Source organism: Pseudomonas sp. Leaf58 (assembly GCF_003627215.1).
Taxonomy (GTDB): Bacteria; Pseudomonadota; Gammaproteobacteria; order Pseudomonadales; family Pseudomonadaceae; genus Aquipseudomonas.
The window spans coordinates 2,782,129-2,803,392 of record NZ_CP032677.1 but is presented as its reverse complement, the minus strand read 5'-3'; the positions used below and the strand labels follow the sequence as shown (position 1 = coordinate 2,803,392).

General features: G+C 64.2%; 19 protein-coding genes. 14 read left to right on the top strand and 5 right to left on the bottom strand.

Annotated elements, in window-relative coordinates; all coding sequences use genetic code 11:
- Positions 1-9: 9 nt before the first annotated feature.
- From DV532_RS13010 to DV532_RS12990, 5 genes are all read left to right on the top strand, one after another.
- Positions 10-1,062 carry a 3-keto-5-aminohexanoate cleavage protein gene (locus tag DV532_RS13010; RefSeq protein ID WP_056804044.1) on the top strand — a complete coding sequence of 351 codons (1,053 nt, stop codon included), beginning with the start codon at positions 10-12 and terminating at the stop codon, positions 1,060-1,062.
- 121 nt (positions 1,063-1,183) lie between these two features.
- Complete coding sequence (locus tag DV532_RS13005; protein WP_056804046.1) at positions 1,184-2,497, top strand: MFS transporter; 1,314 nt, start codon at positions 1,184-1,186, stop codon at positions 2,495-2,497.
- Positions 2,494-3,147 (top strand): DsbA family protein, encoded by a 654-nt coding sequence (locus tag DV532_RS13000; protein ID WP_056804049.1) that lies wholly within the window; start codon positions 2,494-2,496, stop codon positions 3,145-3,147. Before DV532_RS13005 ends, DV532_RS13000 begins: the two co-directional genes overlap by 4 nt.
- The gene (locus DV532_RS12995) at positions 3,144-3,470 is read left to right on the top strand and encodes a Rieske 2Fe-2S domain-containing protein (RefSeq protein WP_056804053.1); all 327 of its coding nucleotides are present in this window, start codon (positions 3,144-3,146) and stop codon (positions 3,468-3,470) included. The genes DV532_RS13000 and DV532_RS12995 overlap by 4 nt, the downstream gene beginning before the upstream one ends.
- Positions 3,467-4,483, top strand: a complete 1,017-nt coding sequence (locus tag DV532_RS12990; RefSeq protein WP_056804057.1) for a YeiH family protein — start codon at positions 3,467-3,469, stop codon at positions 4,481-4,483. Before DV532_RS12995 ends, DV532_RS12990 begins: the two co-directional genes overlap by 4 nt.
- Positions 4,484-4,776: 293 nt before the next feature.
- On the opposite strand, the gene DV532_RS12985 is transcribed toward DV532_RS12990, so the two are convergent.
- Positions 4,777-5,805 carry an AraC family transcriptional regulator gene (locus DV532_RS12985; protein ID WP_056804059.1) on the bottom strand — a complete coding sequence of 343 codons (1,029 nt, stop codon included), beginning with the start codon at positions 5,803-5,805 and terminating at the stop codon, positions 4,777-4,779.
- Between the two features lie 207 nt (positions 5,806-6,012).
- Here DV532_RS12985 and DV532_RS12980 point away from each other — a divergent pair, with 207 nt between their 5' ends.
- The 8 genes from DV532_RS12980 (at position 6,013) to DV532_RS12945 (ending at position 17,570) form a co-directional block, all read left to right on the top strand.
- On the top strand, positions 6,013-6,591 hold the full coding sequence (locus tag DV532_RS12980; RefSeq protein WP_056804063.1) for an alpha/beta hydrolase: 579 nt from the start codon (positions 6,013-6,015) through the stop codon (positions 6,589-6,591).
- A 74-nt stretch (positions 6,592-6,665) separates the two neighbouring features.
- Positions 6,666-8,621 carry a DUF1302 domain-containing protein gene (locus DV532_RS12975; protein ID WP_056804066.1) on the top strand — a complete coding sequence of 652 codons (1,956 nt, stop codon included), beginning with the start codon at positions 6,666-6,668 and terminating at the stop codon, positions 8,619-8,621.
- A gap of 38 nt (positions 8,622-8,659) precedes the next feature.
- Positions 8,660-10,018 (top strand): DUF1329 domain-containing protein, encoded by a 1,359-nt coding sequence (locus DV532_RS12970; protein ID WP_056804069.1) that lies wholly within the window; start codon positions 8,660-8,662, stop codon positions 10,016-10,018.
- A gap of 21 nt (positions 10,019-10,039) precedes the next feature.
- Entirely contained in the window at positions 10,040-11,035 is a 996-nt protein-coding gene (locus DV532_RS12965) for a YCF48-related protein (protein ID WP_056804072.1), read from the top strand.
- A 15-nt stretch (positions 11,036-11,050) separates the two neighbouring features.
- Complete coding sequence (locus DV532_RS12960; RefSeq protein WP_056804075.1) at positions 11,051-13,516, top strand: RND family transporter; 2,466 nt, start codon at positions 11,051-11,053, stop codon at positions 13,514-13,516.
- On the top strand, positions 13,509-15,287 hold the full coding sequence (locus DV532_RS12955; protein WP_056804078.1) for an acyl-CoA dehydrogenase C-terminal domain-containing protein: 1,779 nt from the start codon (positions 13,509-13,511) through the stop codon (positions 15,285-15,287). Before DV532_RS12960 ends, DV532_RS12955 begins: the two co-directional genes overlap by 8 nt.
- An 11-nt stretch (positions 15,288-15,298) precedes the next feature.
- The gene (locus DV532_RS12950; protein WP_056805382.1) at positions 15,299-16,945 is read left to right on the top strand and encodes a fatty acid--CoA ligase; all 1,647 of its coding nucleotides are present in this window, start codon (positions 15,299-15,301) and stop codon (positions 16,943-16,945) included.
- Between the two features lie 124 nt (positions 16,946-17,069).
- Complete coding sequence (locus tag DV532_RS12945) at positions 17,070-17,570, top strand: methylated-DNA--[protein]-cysteine S-methyltransferase (protein WP_056804080.1); 501 nt, start codon at positions 17,070-17,072, stop codon at positions 17,568-17,570.
- Positions 17,571-17,591: 21 nt separating this feature from the next.
- On the opposite strand, the gene DV532_RS12940 is transcribed toward DV532_RS12945, so the two are convergent.
- Positions 17,592-18,323: a carbon-nitrogen hydrolase family protein gene (locus DV532_RS12940; protein ID WP_056804083.1), complete on the bottom strand. Its 732-nt coding sequence runs from the start codon at positions 18,321-18,323 to the stop codon at positions 17,592-17,594.
- Between the two features lie 76 nt (positions 18,324-18,399).
- Entirely contained in the window at positions 18,400-18,915 is a 516-nt protein-coding gene (locus DV532_RS12935; protein WP_056804085.1) for a DUF3016 domain-containing protein, read from the bottom strand.
- A gap of 75 nt (positions 18,916-18,990) precedes the next feature.
- On the opposite strand from DV532_RS12935, the gene DV532_RS12930 reads away from it, so the two are divergent.
- Entirely contained in the window at positions 18,991-19,716 is a 726-nt protein-coding gene (locus tag DV532_RS12930; protein WP_056804088.1) for a metallophosphoesterase, read from the top strand.
- On the opposite strand, the gene DV532_RS12925 is transcribed toward DV532_RS12930, so the two are convergent.
- Together DV532_RS12925 and DV532_RS12920 are read right to left on the bottom strand one after the other, a co-directional pair.
- Complete coding sequence (locus DV532_RS12925; RefSeq protein WP_056804091.1) at positions 19,664-20,278, bottom strand: LysE family translocator; 615 nt, start codon at positions 20,276-20,278, stop codon at positions 19,664-19,666. The two genes, DV532_RS12930 and DV532_RS12925, sit on opposite strands and share 53 nt — an antisense overlap.
- Before the next feature lie 130 nt (positions 20,279-20,408).
- The gene (locus DV532_RS12920; protein WP_056804094.1) at positions 20,409-21,218 is read right to left on the bottom strand and encodes an AraC family transcriptional regulator; all 810 of its coding nucleotides are present in this window, start codon (positions 21,216-21,218) and stop codon (positions 20,409-20,411) included.
- Positions 21,219-21,264: the final 46 nt, after the last annotated feature.

Genomic DNA, 21,264 nt, shown 5'->3' with positions numbered 1-21,264 from the left:
GACCACAGCATGCAATTCTTCGACGATTCGTTGCACCCGGAAAACATGGAAAAGGTGGTGATCACCGTGGCCCCCTATGGCCCGGAGTGGATGCCCGAAGACTTCCCTGAAGACATTCCGCTGACCATGGACGAGCAGGTGCAGAAGGCCGTCGACTGCTACGAGGCAGGCGCCACGGTATTGCACCTGCATGTACGTGAGCTGGACGGCAAAGGCTCCAAGCGCCTGTCCAAGTTCAACGAACTGATCGCCGGGGTGCGCGAAGCGGTGCCGGACATGATCATCCAGGTGGGCGGGTCGATTTCCTTCGCCCCCGAAGGCGAAGGCGAGGCGGCCAAATGGCTGTCGGACGACACCCGGCACATGCTCGCCGAGCTGACGCCACGCCCCGACCAGGTGACCGTGGCCATCAACACCACGCAGATGAACATCATGGAGCTGCTGTACCCGGAGTACCTGGAAGGCACCTCGCTGGCCAGCCCGGCCATCCATGCCGCCTACAGCGAAATGACCGTACCGGCCGGCCCGGCGTGGGTCCGCGAGCACCTGCGCCGCCTGCAGGCCAGCAACATCCAGCCGCATTTCCAGCTGACTGGCATGCATGCCCTGGAGACGCTCGAGCGCATCGTCCGCCGTGGTGACTACATGGGCCCGCTGAACTTGACGTGGATCGGCATTGGCGGCGGCTTCGACGGCCCCAACCCGTTCAACTTCTTCAACTTCATCCACCGCGCGCCAGACGGTTGCACCCTGACCGCCGAATCGCTGCTGAAGAACGTACTGCCGTTCAACACCATGGCCCTGGCCATGGGCCTGCACCCGCGCTGCGGCAATGAAGACACCATCATCGACCAGCACGGCAAGCGCTTTACCTCGGTGCAGCAAATCCAGCAAACCGTGCGTGTGGCGCACGAACTGGGCCGCGAGATTGCCAGCGGTAAAGAGGCACGGGCCATTTACCGCATTGGGCAGCAGTACGACAGCATCGAACAGACCCTCAAGGCCAACGGCATGGCGCCCAACCGCCAGCCGGGCGTGAAGGGTGTGCCGCAGCGTACCTGACAACGCAGGCACGGCCTTTTCGCGGGCATGACCGCGAAGAGGCCACCAAAAGCAACATGTGCTCTGGCTGTTACCCATAACAACAAAAACAACACCCACGCCCCATACCCAAGGAGGCAGCATGGCCACCTATCTCGCCAGTGCCGAAGATTCCGGCACCGACACCGCCCACAGCGTCCCCCGGCGCTATGCCTGGATAGTCTTTGCCCTGACCTTTGGCCTGTTGATCTCCGACTACATGTCGCGCCAGGTACTCAACGCGGTATTCCCGCTGCTCAAGGGTGAATGGGCACTGAGCGACAGCCAGCTTGGCCTGCTCAGCGGCATTGTCGCCTTGATGGTTGGCCTGCTGACCTTCCCCCTGTCGCTGCTGGCCGACCGCTTTGGCCGGGTGCGCAGCCTGGTGCTGATGGCGGTGCTGTGGAGCCTGGCCACGTTGGGCTGCGCCCTGGCGGAAAACTACCCACAAATGTTCGTCGCGCGTTTTCTGGTCGGGGTCGGCGAGGCGGCCTACGGCAGTGTCGGTATCGCCGTGGTGGTCGCCGTGTTCCCCCGCGACATGCGCTCGACCCTGGCCGGTGCGTTCATGGCCGGCGGCATGTTCGGCTCGGTACTGGGCATGGCCCTGGGCGGCGTGCTGGCCCAGCACCTGGGTTGGCGCTGGGCATTTGCCGGCATGGCATTGTTTGGCCTGTTGCTGGCAGTGCTGTACCCGATGATCGTCAAGGAGGCGCGCATTGCCCCCAAGTGCGCGCAGTCGCAGGGCAAGGCCAGCCGACCGTTGCGTAGCCTGTACAGCAGCCGTTCGGTTATCGCCGCCTACGTCGGCAGCGGCCTGCAACTGTTCGTCGGTGGCACCGTGATCGTGTGGATGCCCAGTTACCTGAACCGCTATTACGCCATGGGCACTGACCGTGCCGGGGCGATTGCCGCGGTCATCGTGTTGTGCAGCGGCATCGGCATGATCCTCTGCGCCATGCTCTGCGACCGCCTTGGGCGGCAGCGCCCGGACCGCAAGATCAGCCTGGCCATCGCCTACTGCCTGGGCAGTTGCGCGCTGTTGTCCCTCGCTTTCGCACTGCCAGCAGGCACCGCGCAACTGGTGCTGATCTGCTTGGGCATGATGATAGCCGCCGGCACCAACGGCCCCTCCAGTGCCATGGTCGCCAACCTTACCCACGCCTCGGTGCATGGCACGGCATTCGCCACCTTGACCCTGGCCAACAACCTGTTGGGCCTGGCCACCGGGCCGTTGATTACCGGGCGGGTTTCTGACCTGATCGGCCTGCACGCGGCCTTCCAGCTGGTGCCGCTGATGAGCATCGGCGCGGCAGGGGTGTTTTTCCTGGCCAAACGTCATTACCACCGCGACATGGAGCGTCTGCATACGCCGGCACACAACGATGCCAGCGCACCCCTGGAGTTGAAACCGTGAAACAGCAGTTGTCGGTCGAGGTGTTCTTCGATTTTGTCTGCCCTTGGTGCCTGATTGGCCAGCGGCACTTGCAGGCTGCCCTGTTGCTGTTGCAGCGCGAGCAGCCGCAGGTACAGGTGCAACTGCAATGGCGAGGGGTGCAGCTGTTGCCTGGTTTGCCCGCCAATGGCTTGCCGTTCCATGCGTTCTACTTGCAGCGGCTGGGCAGCGAGCAAGCCGTGCGCGAGCGCCAGGCGCAGGTGCGCGCTGCTGCCAGTGTGGTAGGTGAGGACATCGACTTTTCGCGTATTCGTCGCATGCCCAACACTGGCAATGCTCACCGGCTGCTGCAGCGGGCTACCGGGTTGCTGCAGGCGTCGCAACTGGAAGCCTTGCTGGCGCAGTTGTTCATTGCCTATTTCCACCAGGGCCGCGACCTGGGGGACAGCCGCGTGTTGCTTGGCATCGCCCAGCATTGCGGGTTGGAGGCCGTGCAGGTCGCCGACTGCCTGCGTGACGACGGCAGCCCGTTTCTCGATGGGGCAGGCCGCGCAGGCAGCGCCGTGCCGCGTTTTCGCTTCAATCAAGGGCCGCTCATTGCTGGCGCGCAACCTGCCGAGGTGCTGTTCGCTGCCATGACCGAAGCGCTACAAGAGGTTGCACGGGCATGAGCCGGCGTATTGCATTGCCCCCCAGCCAAGTGCCGGAACGCAACGGCCGCGTGCTGTTGGCCTGTGAAGGGCGCAGCGTGGCGTTGTTTAACGTTGCCGACGCGCTATATGCCATCGACGACAGCTGCCCGCATCAAGGCGCGTCATTGTGCGGCGGTCGGTTGGAAGGCCGTGTCATCCAGTGCTGCGCGCATGGCCTGCGCTTTGACCTGGCCAGCGGCTATCTGGTCAATTCCAAAGCGTTAAAGGTTGCCAGTTACCCGGTCGAGCAGCAGGGCGGGCAGGTCTACATCGTGTTTGACAGCGAGGAAACAGGGCAATGAACACACTGGCACTAAGCGCTACCCAGCAGCGTATCCGCACCCTCGCTCCGGGGGTGGTAGTCAGCCTTATCGTCGGCGCTGCCGCCAGCTTTCTCAGCGAGCACTATGCGGCGCCGGTCATGTTGTTTGCCCTGCTGCTGGGGATGGCGCTGAACTTTCTTGCAGTCGACGGCCCGTGCAAGGCCGGCATCGAATTCACCGCCCGCGCAGTACTGCGCCTGGGTGTAGCGCTGCTGGGCATGCGCATCACCCTGGACCAGATCGCCAGCCTGGGTTGGAAGCCCGTGGCCTTGGTCATCACCCTGGTGGTGGTGACGATCCTGGTCTCGGTGGTGGTGGCCAAGGCGCTGGGCTTTTCACGGCTGTTCGGCATGCTAACGGGTGGTGCCACGGCCATTTGTGGTGCCTCGGCCGCGCTGGCGCTGGCAGCCGCGCTGCCCCAGCACCCGCGCAAGGAGCATGCAACCCTGTTCACCGTCATCGGCGTGTCGGCCCTGTCGACCCTGGCGATGATCCTCTACCCGATGATCGCCCAGTGGTTGCACCTACCGCCAGCGCAGGCCGGGGTCTTTCTCGGCGCGACCATTCATGACGTGGCCCAGGTCGTGGGGGCGGGCTATAGCATGTCTACCGAAACCGGTGATATTGCCACGGTGGTGAAGCTGATGCGGGTGGCCATGCTGTTGCCGGTGATTGTCTGTGCGGCAATGATTACCCGTCGCCAAGGCCTCGAGACCGGTGGCCAGCGGCCGCCCTTGTTGCCATGGTTTGCCGTCGGCTTTCTGCTGCTGGCCTGCGTTAACAGCAGCGGGTGGGTACCGGTGGCCGTGCAGGGCGGTATCAATGAACTGTCGCGTGGCTGCCTGGTGGTGGCGATCAGTGCCCTGGGTATGAAAACCCAGCTCAAGGCGCTGGCGTCGGTTGGGCTCAAACCCATCGCGCTGATGGTCGGGGAAAGTGTGTTTCTGGTGCTGCTGGTGCTGGCGCTGATGCACTGGGTGGGGTCGGCTTGAGGCATTGTGGTGCCTGTGAGATCGAGCGCCGCCTGCGCGGCGCTTCGCGGCACAAGGCCGCTCCCACATCTGTTTGGGGCCAGTCACTCCTGTGAGGTCACCTCTGGCCGCCTTGTTTGTTCCACTTGATATCGAAGGTTGCGCTGCTGCTGTTCATCAGTATCAAGGCATGCACCAAGGCTGCAACCCACCTGGCACAGGAGTCATTGGCCAGAAACAGATGTGGGAGCGGCCTTGTGCCGCGAAGCGCCGCGCGGGCGGCGCTCGATCTCAAAGCCACCACAAATCTCAAGTCAAACGCCTGGCGGCCCTGACGTAACCTGATCAGCATTCTGCGCCCGCCAGCTGGCCGGCGGCATGCCGAACTGGGCGATGAACCAACGAGTAAACGAGCTGGGCATCGAGTAGCCGAGCATGTCGGCGATGCGCCCCAGCGAATAGCCGGGGTTTTCCAGGTAGCGCATCACCAGGTCACGGCGCACGCTGTTGATCAAGTCCTTGAAGGTTAACCCGCCTTCCTCCAGGCGCCGCTGCAGGGTGCGCACGTTTATGCCCTGGGACTGCGCCACCTGCTCAATGGTCGCGCGGCCCATAGGCAGCAGCAGGTAGATGGTCTTGCGCAGTTCCAGCTCCAGCGACGGCACACCACTGGCCGGCAGGGTGTCCAGATAGCGCTGCGCCAGGCGTGCCATGGCTTCGTTGGCCTGTGGGCTGGCGCTGTCGAGGTCGGCAGCCGGGCAGACGATGCCGTTGAACTCACTGCCGAACACCAGCGTGCAGCCAAAGATGCGCCGGTGGGTGGCCAGGTCGGCAGGGGCCACGTGGGTGAAGTTGGCGCTGATCGGGTGCCAGTGGGCACCCAGCAACGCCGCACACAGGCGCATCATCACACCAATCGCCAGCTCAGTGGCCTGGCGGCTGCACGGCGCGCGCTCATTGATCACCTCTTCGCGAATGACCACGGTCTTGCCGGCTTCCTCGATATGAATGGCCAGGGCGTCATTGAGCAGGTGGCGGTACTGCACGATCACCTGCAGGGCATCGCGCAGGTTGCGCTGGTGGCTGAGCAGCAGGCTGATTTCACCGAAATCCGACAATTGGCGCAATTCGGCCATGCGCAGGCCAAAACTTTCGCAGCGGGTAGCGCTGGCAGAGGCCTCCAGCAAGTTAATGACGCTGGCAACCGGGATGCGCCGGTTAGGGTCGTCGAGCATGGCAGCGCTAAGGCCAACCTGTGCCAACAGCGCATGGGGGTTGAGGCCTAGGTGGCGTGAGACTTCGAGGTAGTTGGTCAAACTAGCGGCACGGACTAGGGCAGGCATTTTTGTTGTTTTCCATGCGGTTTTTTGTAGTGGGTCAAGCCGACATGCGTTTTGTGGTTTATAGACTGCGTGTCATGAATTGAAAAGCAAAGCCCTTGCACGGCCATTGTCATCAAATGAAAAGCCCCTGACGCCCAATGTGAAGCACCCCGAGGGCGGGCTGTTTACTGTGAACCTCAAGAGCTGCACCCGATACGAGGTTCCAACGTGGAAAAACTACAAACCACTGCCACCGTGTTGATCGTCCCCGGCCTGCGCGACCATGTCGCCGAACACTGGCAGACCCTCCTCGCCAACCGCCTGGCCAAGGTCCGCAGCGTACCGCCGTTGCAGGTCGACGGGCTGAGCTGCACGGCCCGGGTCGAGGCGATCCAGCGCGAACTGGAGCAGATCGACGGCGAGGTCGTGTTGGTCGCGCACAGCGCCGGCGTATTGATGGTCGCTCACTGGGCGGCGCGCTATCAGCGGCCCATCAAAGGGGCGCTGCTGGCGGCCCCGCCGGACCTCGATGCGCGCTGGCCTGCCCATTATCCAAGCCCGGCCAGCCTGGCCGAGAACGGCTGGTCACCCCTACCGTCCGCGCCGCTGCCGTTCCCGAGCATTGTCGCCGCTAGCAGCGATGATCACCTGGCCAGCTACGCCGCTGCTGCAGAGCTGGCCCGCGGTTGGGGCAGCGAACTGATCAGTTTGGGTGCCGTCGGCCACCTTAACCCGGCTTCCGGTTTCGGCCATTGGCCGCTGGCCGAAGCCCTGGTCCGCCGACTGGACAACCGCAACCCGCTATAGCGCATGGACGCCCCAGCCACGCCCGCAAAAGACGGGCGGCGTAGAAAACAATAACAATACGTGGAGCCATCGTAATGTCTGAACACCGCATTCACCGTGCTGTGAAACCACAGCGCTGCCTGCTCGCCTGCGCCATCGGCCTGCTCACGCTGCCCGCCGCACAGGCCTTCGAAGTGGATACCGGCAATGAAAGCTGGGCTGTGCGCTTCGACAACACCGTCAAGTACAACTACGGCGTGCGTACCGAAAGCGCCGACCAGCGCATGCTGGGCACGCCCAACAGCAACGACGGTGACTACAACTTCCGCAAGGCCGGCACCAACATCACCAACCGCGTCGACCTGCTGACCGAGCTGGACGTGGTTTACCAGGGCAACACCGGTTTTCGCGTCAGCACCGCCAGCTGGTACGACAAGGCCTACGACAACACCGGTTCCAACAGCAACCCGTTCGTCAACGGCAACGGTGACCAGTCGGGCATCAACCCCAGCCTCAATGGCCTGCCGGGCACCGGCGTGCCACTGGGCAGCCCGCACCTGAGCAACTACGCCCAGCGTTACTACAGCGGCCCGTCCGGTGAAGTGCTGGATGCCTTCGTGTTCATGAGCCGTGACGTGGGCGAAGCCTCGCAGGTCAGTGCCAAGCTGGGCCAGCACAACCTGTTCTGGGGTGAAACCCTGCTCAACCCGGTGCACTCGCTAAGCTACGGGCAGTCTGGCCTGGACCTGGCCAAACTGGCGGCTTCGCCAGGCACCGAGGCCAAGGAACTGTTCGTGCCGCGCAACCAGTTGTCGACCTCGTTCCTGGTCAACTCCGAACTGACCTTTGGCGCCCAGTACTTCTTCGACTGGGATGCCGCCCGCCTGCCCGAAGCCGGTACCTACTATGGCGGCTCGGACGTGGTAGGCGAGGGCGCGCAGAGCTTCCTGCTCGGCCACACCGGTACTGCAGGGCTGATCCCGGTGCAGGGCGCGCTGACCACCATCCGCCGTGGCCACGACCTCACCCCAGGTAAAAGTGGCGACTGGGGCGTCATGGCCAAGTGGTCGCCCGAGTGGCTGGGCGGCACCCTCGGCTTTTACTACCGCAAAACCTCCGAGATTCTCCCGCAGGCTTGGCTCGACGCGCGCGGCATGACCATCGCCAATGGCCCGTTCGGCAACCCGCCGGGCAGCCGCCAGGGCGCAGTGGGCAACCTGTACAACTCGCTGCAAAGCACGACGTACCAGTTCGCCTACGCCGACAATATCGACATCTATGGCCTGAGCCTGTCCAAGGATGTAGCCGGCATCAGCGTCGGCAGTGACCTGAACATCCGCCACAACATGCCGCTGGCGAGCATCCCGGCAATCGTCAGCTCGCCAGGCCAGGGCGGCTTGGGCGGCGGCTTTGGCCTGCTGCCAGCACGCCTGCCGAGCAGCGGGGTGATCTACGACGTGCCTAACGATGGCGACGGCATGGGCGCTACTGGCGATACCTTGCACTGGACCTTGAACGGCCTGATGACCCTCGGCGACACGCCGTTATTCGACTCGGCAACCCTGCTCGGCGAGCTGTTCTACAGCAACCTGCTCAAGCTCGATAGCCACAACGAGGCGTTGTACAAGGGCAAGAGCAGCTACCGCGGCATCGACAAGGCTACCCGCGACAACTGGGGCATCGCCGTCAACTTCACCCCCACCTGGTACCAGGTGCTGCCCGGCATGGACCTGAGCATGCCGTTGTCGGTCAACGTTGGCCTCGACGGTGTATCGCCAGTGCAGGGCGGTGGCGCCGAGAACACCGGCAACTACGCGCTGGGCGTAAGTGCCGCCATCTACAACCAGTACTTCGTCGACCTCAAGTACGTCGACAGTTTCGGTGAGACCAAGGCCTGCAAGGACGGCCAGACCGACGGCAGCACCCCCAATGCCCTGGACGGCGAACAGGATTACACCTGCTACGGCGGCGGCTACGCCTCCTTCTCCGGCGGTGGTGCTACCACCGAGGACCGTGGCGCCCTGTACCTGACCGTCAAGACGACCTTCTGAGTCATGTTTCCTACCGCTTACACAGGAAGACAACCATCATGAATTTCGTACGTACCCTGCTGGCCTCGTGCCTGTCGTTGGCCGCCCTGAACGCAGCTCAGGCCGCCGTTTCCCCTGACCAGGCCGCGCGCCTGGGCACCAGCCTGACCGCCATTGGCGCGGAAAAGGCCGGCAATGCCGATGGCTCCATCCCAGCCTACCAAGGCGGCCTGCTGACACCGCCGGCTGGCTACCAGAGCGGCGCCAGCATGCGCCCCGACCCGTTTGCCAGTGACAAGCCGCTGCTGGTCATCGATGGCAAGAACGCCGAGCAATACAAAGGCCAGCTGACCGCCACCACCCTGGAACTGCTCAAGCGCTACCCCAGCTACCGGGTCGATGTGTACCCCACCCACCGCAGCGTGGCGTTGCCCCAGGCGGTGCTCGACAACACCCGCAAGAACGCCACCGGCGCCAATAGCAAGGAAGGCGGCACGGCAGTGGACAACGTGCTGCCGGGCATCCCGTTCCCGATTCCGCAGAACGGCGCGGAGGCCATGTGGAACTTCCTGCTGCGCTATCAAGGCGTGAGCATGACCGCCAAGTATGACTCGTGGAACGTCGATGCCGCGGGCAAGCCATCGCTGTCGACCACCGGCCAGGCCAACATCAGCTTCCCGATCTACGAGGACATGAGCAAGCCGATCGGCGCCAAGGACACCTACTACCAGATGAAGCTGGTGTACACCGGGCCCGCACGCCGTGCCGGCGAAGCGATGATGCTGCGCGATGCCGCCAACCCGCTGGTACAGCCACGCAGTGCCTGGCAGTACCTGCCAGGCCAGCGCCGGGTCAAGCTGGCGCCCAACCTGGCCTACGACACGCCCAACCCAGGCACCTCGGGCTCGGGTACTTACGATGACGTGTTCGTCTTCAACGGTGCACTGGACCGCTACGACTGGACCCTGGTCGGCAAGCAGGAAATGTACGTGCCGTACAACACCTACCAGCTGACCTACAACACCGACGTCAAGCAGGTGATCACCCCTAACCACCTGGCGCCACAGTTCGTGCGCTGGGAGAAGCACCGGGTATGGGTAGTGGAAGGCAAGCTCAAGGACGGTGCGCGCCACATCTACCACAAGCGCCGCTTCTACCTTGACGAAGACAGCTGGATGGCCCTGGCCTCGGACCAGTACGACGCTCGTGGTCAGCTGTACCGCGGCTCGTTCGCCTTCCTGACCCAGAGCTACGACAAACAGACCCCAGATGCCACGCCGTTCATGATCTACGACTTGATCGGTGGCACCTACAACCTTAACGGCGTGGTTGGTGCCTACGGCGGTATCCGCTACATCGAGCCGCTGTCGAAAACCCAGTGGTCGCCCGAGTCGCTGGCCGGCAACGGCATTCGCTGAACGCACCGAGCAGAGGTGGCAATGTCTGTTTTTAAACGATGCAGCGTGGTGATATTGGCCTTGGCCACGCTGCAGGGCGCGGCCCAGGCGGCGCCCTTCAGCGATGTGCTGGACCTGCCCGCCAGGCCCAGTGCGCTGGTCACCAGCAGCGCCTTGCGTGATGTAACCCTGGCCGGGCAGCGCCTGGTTGCGGTGGGCCCGCGTGGGCACATCGTGTATTCCGATGATAACGGCGCGCACTGGCAGCAGGCCCAGGTGCCGGTCAGCGCCGACCTGAACGCCGTAAGCTTCGCCACACCCGAACGGGGGTGGGCGGTCGGCCACGATGGCGTGGTGCTACACAGCAGCGATGGCGGCGTGCACTGGCAAAAGCAACTGGATGGCCGGGCGCTGGCCGAACAACTGCCGGGCACCGGCAGCGACAATGCCTTGCTCGACGTGTGGTTCAGCGATGCCCGCCACGGCTTTGCAGTGGGTGTCTTCAACCTGCTGTTGCGCACCGTCGATGGTGGCGAGCACTGGCAGCCCTGGCTCGAGCACAGCGATAACCCGCAAGGCCTGCACCTGACCAGCTTGGCTGCAGTGGGTGACGACTTGTACATCACTGGCGAGCAGGGCCTGCTACTGAAGCAGGACGGTGAGCGCTTCACCCGTGTCGCAACACCGTATGCCGGCACCCTGTTCGGCGCGGTCGGCAAGCCCGGCGTAGTGCTGGTCTACGGCCTGCGCGGGCATGCCTTGCGCAGCACCGACGGTGGCCAACAATGGCAACCGGTCACCACCGGCATCAACACCAGCCTCACCGCCGCTGGCGTTGACCGTGCCGGGCAGCTGTGGCTGGCCAGCCAGGCCGGCGATGTGCTGCTCAGCCAGGATGACGGCGCCAGTTTCCGCCCGGTGCCGCAAAGCGCCCGTGGCCCGGTCACCGCGCTCACCACCGACACCGGCAACGGCCTGGTGCTGGTTGGCGAGCGGGGCGTACGCAACCAGGCCGGTAACCCCACGCTGCACCCATAACAAGAGAAGACCCTGATGGCCGCTACCCGCCAAGACACCCTTCCGGTGATCAGCAACCTCGACGATTTCGACCCACGCTCGGGCAACCGCCTGGAGCGCCTGGTGTTCAACCATCGCTTGCCATTCCTGCTGTGCATGCTGCTGGCGACCCTGGTACTGGGTTACATGGCCGTGGCGCGCCTGGAGCTGCGCCCCAGCTTCGACAAGATGCTGCCGCAGAGCCACCCGTACATTCAGAACTACCTGGAAAACCGCCCATCACTGCGTGGTTTGGGCAATGCGGTGCGGGTGGTGGTGGAGAACACCCAGGGCGATATCTTCGACCCGGGCTACCTGCAGACCCTGCGCCATATCAACGACGAACTGTTCCTTAGCCAGGGCGTGGACCGGGCCTGGGTAAAGTCGTTGTGGAGCCCGGCGGTGCGCTGGACCGAGGTCACCGAGGAGGGCTTCCAGGGCGGCCCGGTGATGCCCGACGGCTACCAGGGCGCGGCGGGTGATATCGAGCAATTGCGCCAGAACATCGAGCGCGCCAACATTGTCGGCAGCCTGGTGGCGCGTGACTTCAAGTCAAGCATGCTGATCGTGCCGCTACTCGACCAGGACTCGGCTACTGGCAAAGGCCTCGACTACCACGCCTTTTCGCAAAAGCTCGAGCAATTGCGTAGCCAGTACCAGGCCAGCGGCCAGTACCGCATCCATGTGATCGGCTTCGCCAAACTGATGGGCGACCTGATCGACGGGCTGATCGAGGTGATGGCGTTCTTCGCCTTGGCGGTGCTGACCAGCCTGGTGATCATCTACTGCTATACCCGCTGTGTGCGCAGCACCCTGCTGGTGGTGTTGTGTTCGTTGACCGCGGTGGTGTGGCAACTGGGCATTGTCGCCTGGCTGGGCTACGCCATCGACCCGTATTCGATCCTGGTACCGTTCCTGATCTTCGCCATTGGTGTATCCCACGCGGCGCAGAAGATGAACGGCATTCTCCAGGACATCGGCCGCGGTACCCACCGCCAGGTAGCGGCGCGCTATACCTTCCGCCGCCTGTTCGTGGCGGGGGTGACTGCATTGCTGGCCGATGCCGTGGGCTTTGCCGTGCTGATGCTGATCGACATCCCGGTGATCCAGGACTTGGCCATCACCGCCAGCATTGGTGTGGCAGTGCTGATTTTTACCTCATTGCTGCTGATGCCGGTGGCGCTGTCTTACGTCGGCGTAGGCCGCAAGGCGGCCGAACGGGCCCTGTTTATCGATGCCCGCGCAGCCCAGCATCGTGGCTTTGGCCGCCTGTGGGACCTGCTCGACCGTTTCACCGAACGCAAATGGGCCACTGCCGCGTTGTTGGTGGCCCTGGTGCTGGCCGCCCTCGGCACCTGGGGCAGCCTGCAGCTGAAAATCGGTGACCTCGACAGCGGGGCGCCCGAGCTGCGCGCGGATTCGCGCTACAACCTCGACAACGCCTACATCACCCAGCACTACGCGCTGTCCAGCGACACCTTCGCGGTCATGGTCAAAACCGCCCCTGAAGGCTGCCTGCAATACCAGACCCTGGTCTTGGCCGACCGCTTGGCCTGGGAGCTGCAACAATTACCGGGCGTACAAACCACCGTGTCGCTGGCCAACGCCGTGCGCCAGATCACCGCCGGTACCTACGAAGGCAACCCGCGCCTGAACAGCCTGCAGCGCAACCAGGACGTGCTCAACTACGCGGCCCAGCAGGCCTCGGTCAACGCCCCGGAGCTGTTCAACAACGACTGCTCGCTGATGCCGGTCATCGCCTACCTCAAGGACCACCGCGCCGACACGCTGGCCCAGGTAGCCGCCGTGGCCGAAGGTTTCGCCCAGGCTAACAGCAATGCCGACCACCAGTTCTTGCTGGCCGCTGGCAGCGCCGGTATCGAAGCCGCCACCAACGTGGTGGTCCGCGAAGCCAACCATCGCATGCTGTTGCTGGTGTACCTGGCAGTGACGCTGTTTTGCCTGTTCACCTTCCGCAGCTGGCGCGCCACGCTGGTGGCGATCCTGCCGCTGATGCTCACCTCGGTGCTGTGTGAAGCGCTGATGGTAGCCATGGGCATCGGCGTCAAGGTCGCCACCTTGCCGGTGATCGCCTTGGGCGTTGGCATTGGCGTGGACTACGCGCTGTACCTGCTGAGCGTGCAGCTGCACTACCAGCGCGCCGGGTTGAGCCTGGGCCAGGCCTACCAGAAAGCCGTGGCCTTCACTGGCCGGGTGGTCGGGCTGGTCGGCATTACCTTGGCCGCCGGCGTGGTCGGCTGGGCTTGGTCGCCGATCAAGTTCCAGGCCGACATGGGCCTGCTGCTGACCTTCATGTTCCTGTGGAACATGCTCGGCGCGCTGGTGTTGATCCCTGCGTTGTCGCACTTCCTCCTGCGTGGCCAGGCCGCCCCGGCGCCTGCCGAAGCCTCGGCCACGCCGCTTTCGCAAACCCAAGAAACCGAGTGCTCGCCTCATGTCTGATTACCTTCCGCCACTGCGCGACATGGATTTTCTGTTCAACGAAGTGTTCGACATCCCAGCCTGGTGGGCGCAAACCCCCGCCTTGGCCGAACAGGTCGATGGCGACACTGCCCGGGCCGTGCTCGAACAGGCCGGCCGGCTGATTGCCGAGGTAGTGGCGCCGCTCAACCGCAGCGGCGACGAGCAAGGCTGCCGCTGGGAGGCAGGCCAGGTGTATACCCCCGACGGCTTTGCCGACGCCTACCGGGCATTTGCCGCCGATGGCTGGGTGGGTGTGGCCGGTGCCCCGGAATACGGTGGCATGGGCATGCCAAAAGTGATCGGTGCCCAGCTCGAAGAAATGCTCAATGCCGCCAACCTGTCGTTTGGCCTGTACCCGATGTTGACAGCCGGGGCCTGCCTGTCGCTGCTCAACCATGCCAGCGAGCCGTTGAAGGCGCTGTACCTGCCGCCCATGTACCAAGGGCGCTGGACCGGCTCGATGTGCCTCACCGAGCCTCACGCCGGCACCGACCTGGGCCTGCTCCGTACCCGCGCCGAAGCGGCTGCCGATGGCCGTTACCGCATCAGCGGTACCAAAATTTTCATCACCGGCGGCGAGCAGGACCTGACCGAGAACATCATCCACCTGGTGCTGGCACGGCTACCGGATGCGCCTGCCGGCCCCAAGGGCGTCTCGCTGTTCCTGGTGCCCAAGGTGCTGGTTGACGCCGAGGGGGTGCTGGGCGAGGCCAATGCGGTGAGTTGTGGGTCGATCGAGCACAAGATGGGCATCAAGGCCTCGGCCACCTGCGTGATGAACTTCGACGGCGCCATCGGCTACCTGGTCGGTGAGCCGCACAAGGGCCTCAACGCCATGTTCACCATGATGAACTACGAGCGCCTGGGCGTGGGTATTCAGGGCCTGGCCCTGGGCGAGCGGTCTTACCAGGGCGCTATCGCCTATGCCCGTGATCGCCAACAGGGCCGAGCGCCGACGGGCGCCGAAGCGCCGGGGCACACTGCCGACCCAATCATCGTCCACCCGGACGTGCGGCGCATGCTGCTGACCATGAAAGCGCTGAACGAAGGCGGGCGGGCGTTTTCTACCTACGTGGCGCTGCAACTGGACGTGGCCAAGTACAGCGAAGCCCCGGCCGCACGCGCCCAGGCCGAGGCCAAGGTGGCGTTGCTGACGCCAGTGGCCAAGGCCTTCCTGACCGACATGGGGCTGGAAACCACCGTGCACGGCCAGCAGGTGCTGGGTGGCCATGGCTATATCCGAGAATGGGGCCAGGAGCAGTTGATTCGCGACTGCCGGATTACTCAAATCTACGAAGGCACCAATGGCATCCAGGCCCTCGACCTGGTGGGGCGCAAGCTGTTTGGCGATGGTGGGCAAGCCTATCGCAGCGTGTCCGAAGAAATAACCGCCTTTGCCCAGACACTGCCTGCGGCGTGCGCCGAGTTCAGCGCGCCGCTGCTTGCTGCCGTGCGCAACCTCGACGAGCTGACCGCCTGGTTGCTCGACCGGGCCCAGGGCAACCCGCGCGAGCTTGGCGCGGCGGCCGTGGAATACCTGCAGGTATTTGGCTACACCTTCTACGCCTACCTGTGGGCACGCATGGCCGTGGTGTGCCACGGCCATGCGGCGCCCGAGCCGTTCCACCACAGCAAGCTGGGCACCGCGCAGTTCTACTTCGCGCGCCTGCTGCCGCGCATCCACTCGCTCAGCGCCAGTGTCAGGGCCGGTAGCGATAGCCTGTACCTGCTCGAGGCTGGGCAACTGTGAAGGCCGCCAGCATGATAACCACCCGCATCATGCCTGCCGCCGAGCAGGCCTACGCCTACCCGTTGCTGATCAAGCGCCTGTTGTTATCAGGCGTGCGCTACCAGCCCAACCAGGAAATCGTCTACGCCGACAAGCTGCGCTACAGCTACACCACGTTGCTCGAACGCATCCAACGCCTGGCCAATGTGCTGACCGCTGCTGGGGTTAAGCCTGGCGACACCGTGGCTTTGCTCGATTGGGACAGCCACCGTGCGTTGGAATGCTTCTTTGCCGTGCCGATGCTCGGCGCGGTGCTGCACACAGTGAACGTGCGGCTGTCTACCGAACAGGTGCGCTACACCATGAACCATGCCGAGGACCGCCTGGTGCTGGTGCATGATGACTTCCTGCCGTTGATGGCGCAGTTGCAGGATGACTTGCCGACGGTCACGGGCTTCATCCGCCTTAGCGACGGTGGCCCTGAACCGCAGGGTGTGCCGTTGCTGGGCGAGTACGAAGGGCTGCTGGCGGCTGCCGAGCCGCAGTTCGACTTTGCCGATTTCGACGAGCACTCGCTTGCCACGCTGTTCTACACCAGCGGTACCACCGGCAACCCCAAGGGCGTGTACTTCAGCCACCGGCAGTTGGTGCTGCATACCTTGGTCGAGCAGGGCATCCTGGCAGCGTGCGGCGAGGTGCCATTGCTGCGCAGCGGCGACGTGTACATGCCCATTACGCCGATGTTCCACGTGCATGCCTGGGGCGTACCCTATGTGGCCACGGCGCTGGGCATCAAGCAGGTTTACCCTGGGCGCTACGAGCCTAACCGCCTGGTGCGCCTGTACCGCGACGAGGGCGTGACGTTTTCCCATTGCGTGCCCACGGTGCTGCAAATGATGCTCGACAGCGAAGAAGGGCGGCGCGGCGACCTGACTGGCTGGAAAATGCTGTTGGGCGGTAGCGCGCTGACCCTGGGCCTGGCGCAACGCGCCAGCGAACGCGGTATCAGCGTGCATTGCGGCTACGGCATGTCGGAAAGCTGCCCGCTGCTCAGCATCACCCACCTCAGCGCCGACCTGCTGGCATTGCCCTTGGCGCAGCAGCTGCCGCTGCGTATCGATGCGGGCGTGCCGATTGCCCTGGTAGACCTGCGCATTGTCGACGCTGACGGTAATGCGCTGCCACACGATGGCGAAAGCCTGGGTGAAGTCGTGGTGCGTGCGCCGTGGCTGACCCAAGGCTACCTGCATGAGCCGGAGCAGGGCGCCGCCTTGTGGCTGGGGGGCTGGATGCACACCGGCGACCTGGCGTGCATCGACTCGGCGGGTGTGGTGCGTATTCGTGATCGGATCAAGGATGTGATCAAGACCGGCGGCGAGTGGGTCAGCTCGGTGGCACTGGAGAACCTGATCAGCCAGCACCCGGCTGTCGCGTCGGTGGCGGTGATCGGCATCCCCGACCCGCAATGGGGGGAACAACCCTTGGCGCTGGTGGTATGTTGTGACGGCCAGCAGTTTGACCAAGCTGCGTTGGCCAGGCACCTGCAGCCGTTTGTCGACAGCGGGCACCTGAACAAATGGGCGATACCGCGCCAACTACGCTGTGTGGCTGAGATCCCCAAGACCAGCGTGGGCAAGATCGACAAGAAGCGCATTCGCCAGGCCGAGTGCTGGACTTAGCCTGCGCTTTGGGGGCGCATTGCGCCCCATTGCCGGTTGCGCGATTACCTGAGCAAGAAAGCGGGTGCATGCAGGGCTGTAGATGCGTACAGTGCGTGGATCGCAACCTGGCAGGAACCCGTTTATGTCCAGTGCATTCACCTTGATGCAGTCGCCTGTCGGCACCTTGACCTTGGTGGCCCGTGGCGATTGCCTGGCAGCCGTACTGTGGGAAGAAGAGCGCGAAAACCGCGTGCGCCTCGGCACCCTGCAGCGCGACGACCAGTGCCCGGTGCTGCTGGAAACCGCCCGCCAGCTTGGCGAGTACTTTGCCGGCAAACGGCAGCGCTTCGAGCTGGCGCTGGATTTTGCCGGCACCGAATTCCAGCGCCAGGTGTGGGCCGCGCTGCTGGCGATACCGTTTGGTGAAACCCGCAGCTACGGTGATATCGCCCGCCAGATAGGCAACCCCAGCGCGGTGCGTGCGGTAGGCGCTGCCAACGGCCGTAACCCCATTTCAATCATCGCCCCGTGCCACCGGGTGATCGGTGCGTCGGGCAGCCTGACCGGCTTTGCTGGCGGCCTGGCAGCCAAACAGTATTTGCTGGCGTTAGAAGGCCGGCAAAGTTTGGCACTGGACCTGTAACGCTGCAGTAGCGCCCATGGATCAGCCCAGGGGCACGGCCAAGGCGCTCGCGGTGGTGGTGTCCAGCACGATCAGCCCTTCGCTCTGGTCATCCAGGCTGGCCAGTAAGCGCCCGTGGCTGTCCCACGCCGCCGAGCCACCGGCGCCGATGAAGGTGTCGGCCGGGCCGACACAGTTGGCCATCAATACTGGCATGCCCAGTTCGCGCGCGACCTCGCGGTAGTGCGCATAACCTTCGCCGATACCTTTGGCCGTTTTCGCCACGCTGACCAGGTACAGGTCGGCGCCGCGTTCCCGGGCCGCAGCAGCATGCGCCATGAACATCGATTCGTAGCAGATCGCAGGCGCTATCCGCTGCTTTCCTACCTGCAGCAGCACGGCTTGATCGCCTGGGGTGAACCAAGGCAGCTCGTCATCATGCAGGCGCCGCTTGGCATAGGCCTGGCGCGGTGCCCCAGGGCTGAAAATTGGCATGCCGATGCGGATGCCATCGGGTGTCGGTAGTGGCAGGCCCACGGCTACGGTGATGCCAAGCCGGTCGCAGGCTGCCTGCAGCGGGTCCAGCCGCGCGGAGCTAACCGGCAGCGCGGCTTGGCGCGCGAGGGTGGGTTCATAGCCGGTCAGCGACAGTTCAGGGAACACTGCCAGTTCGGCGCCAAGGGCCGCGGCCTGCTCGATGCAGGCCAGGTGGCGTTCGAGGTTGGTTTGCACATCGCCCTTGAGCGAGGCCAGTTGCACGGCGCACAGCTTCATGAAAACCCCTTCCTTGGCGCAGGTTGAGAGCCCGAGCATACTATCGGCACCAACACCTGTACCAGGGAAGGGTTTTTCAGCAGGCCGGGGCCACGGCGAAGCGTTGGCGGAACCAGTCGTCAAGCATGGCCTTCTCGGCATACAGGCGGTCGCTGCTGCTGGCCACCCGCCCGGGGCGGCTGAGGTACATCTTGTCGCTGACCCGCTCCTGGGCCTGCTGGTCGGGTTTGCCCGGTTGGCTGAGGGTGTAGCTGAGGTCGATGCTCGGCCAGGTGATTTCGCGCATGAAGCGTACATCGTAAGCCTGACTGTGCCAGGGCTCGAAACGCCCGGCCAGGTCGATGTCGCGGATGTCGATAACCAGCTGCTGGCCCGCTTGCAAATAGCGCTGGCCGAGTTTTTGCAGGTACTGGCTCAGGGTTTTCATCACATAGGTATCGGCGCCCCGCGCGTAACCGTGGTTGTCGAGGCTGGCATCACGGAACGTTTCTGGGTGGTCGAAACGCACCTCGACCTGCGCGGCCGGGGCACCTTGTGCCATGCTGTTCAGTAACAGCACCATGAGCACAGCACACACGTGGGCGGTACGCATGATGCACCTCCGGAGTGAGTTGGGTGTATTTCCATTTTACCCCTGGCACCGCGGCACCAGCAGAGGAAGAGTGTAATGGAACGGTTTCGGCGGCTAGCTGCCAACACCCGGGGGCGGGACCTGGCGGTGGGGGATATCCATGGGCACTTCCAGCGCCTGGTTCAGTGCCTGGAAGCCGTGGCATTCAACCCAGCAGTGGACCGTTTGTTCAGCGTGGGCGACCTGGTCGACCGGGGGCCATACAGCGATGCTGCGTTGGCGTGGTTGGCACAGCCCTGGTTCCATGCTGTTCAGGGCAACCATGAAGCTTTGGCGATTACCCGGCTGCGGGGCGGGCGGCTGGACCTGGAGATGTACCGTGCGGCAGGGGGCGGCTGGTTTCTTGAGTTGCCGTACCTTGAGCAATTGCGCTTCGTGGAACGCTTCGAGCAGTTGCCGCTGGCTATCGAGGTGCAAACTGCCGAGGGCCTGGTTGGCTTGCTGCATGCCGACAGCCCGTTTCCCGACTGGGACGTACTGCGCAGTTGCCTGGAGCTGGATGACGACCCCGACGTGCGGGAAGTGTGCCAGTGGTCGCGGCGGCGCTTGAAAAAAGACGATAACCGGCCGGTGAATGGCTTGCGAGCCTTGCTGGTCGGCCACACACCGGTGTTGCAGGCCAAACAGCTGGGCAATGTCTGGCACCTGGACACCGGCGGTTGGGCCAACGGCCATTTCAGCCTCATGGACTTGGCCACGCTGCAACTGGTTAGCCCCGCACCAGGTGCAGCAACAACGCCACGGCCAACAGCACCAGCATGACCCCCGAAGCGCGCTCCAGCCATGGCAGGCTGCGGGCGAAACGGCGCAGTACCAGCGGGTTGCCAATGGCTACGGCTACCAGCAGGTCCCACAGCAGCACAATGCTGAACATCCACAGGGCATAGGCCGCTTTCCAGTGGGCGCTGGTGCTGGCGACCATGCTGGCCAGGCTGGCATAGAACAGGGCGTTCTTGGGGTTGAGTATGCCGGACAGCAAACCCCTGCCCAATCCGCGCCACCAGCCTTGAACAGCTAGGTTGCCAGTGACTGCCGCCAGCCCGACCTGGCCCGCGTGGCGCATGAACAGCACGCCGATATACAGCAGGTAGCCGGCCCCGGCCAGCTGCAGGGCCGTGAACAGCGGGGTGCCTTCCTGCAGCACCGACAAGCCGGTGAAGGCCATGGCGATGAACGCGCCGTTGGCCAGGGCGATTCCCAGGCAGGCACCGCTGGCGACCCGCCAGCCGCTGCTGACGGACGTACGCGCGACCAGGAAGAAGTCCGGGCCGGGCGAGAGCAGGGCGAGGAAGTGGGCGAGGGCGATAATCAGGAATTGCTGCATGAGGCTGCTCTGGCGGAAAAGGCCAACTCTGCCCTGCGGCGTTCACACCGTATTGAACAATATTGCAAACCCAACCAGCCGACGCGGTGTAGGCGCGGCCCGGTGTCGCGGTTGGCCGCATAGCAGGTCTTTAGTTGCCCCGGTATTGCCCTGGCGTTACCCCCACATGGGCCTTGAACACTCGTTGGAAATGGCTCTGGTCGGCAAACCCGAGCCGATAGGCCACCTCCGCCAGCGGCTGCCCTTCACCCAGTAGCTGTCGGCCGCGGTTGACCCGGGCATTGAGCAGATAGGCATGCGGGGTAAACCCAGTGGCTGCACGAAAGGCACGGATAAGTTGATAACGCCCAAGCCCCGCCTTGCGGGCCAGTGCGTCGAGGTTCAACTGCGCGGGGTCCTGGCCTTCGATGTGTGCGAGCAACCCGCTCAACGCGCTCGCCCCCAAAGCCGGTGCCGCTGCCAGCGGCGCATGCGCGGAAAAGTCCAAGTCGCCTAGAAAGGCAATCAGCGCAGCATCCTTCTCTGCGATGCTGGCACTGGAAAACAACGCCCCGTTCAGTTCGCAGAACTGGCGATACACCGCCGGCTCGCGGCAAATACGGGCCGGCTCGCCGGGGCCGGCACCGCCCAGCCCCGACTCCAGGCGCAGCTGCGCCAGCCAGTCGGCAGCCACATGCAGCATTTGGTAGCTCCACGCCTGCCCAGGCTCGGGGTTGCAGGCATGTACGCGACGCGCCGGGACCATTACCAGCGTACCGGGTGTCAGGCGTTGCTGCCCGTCACCGGCGCCCGTGAAGTGACTGACGCCAGCATCCACCGCACCGATGGAAAACGTCGGGTGGCTGTGGGCCTTGTAGCAGGCCCGACTTTGGCAGGCGCGGCGGCTTTCGACATGCGGTAGGGCCGGGTCGCGCCATAGCGCGGCGTGGGAGCGGGGCATCACAGGGTCCTCGGTATGGCCGCAAGCTTAACAGACCTGCGCACCC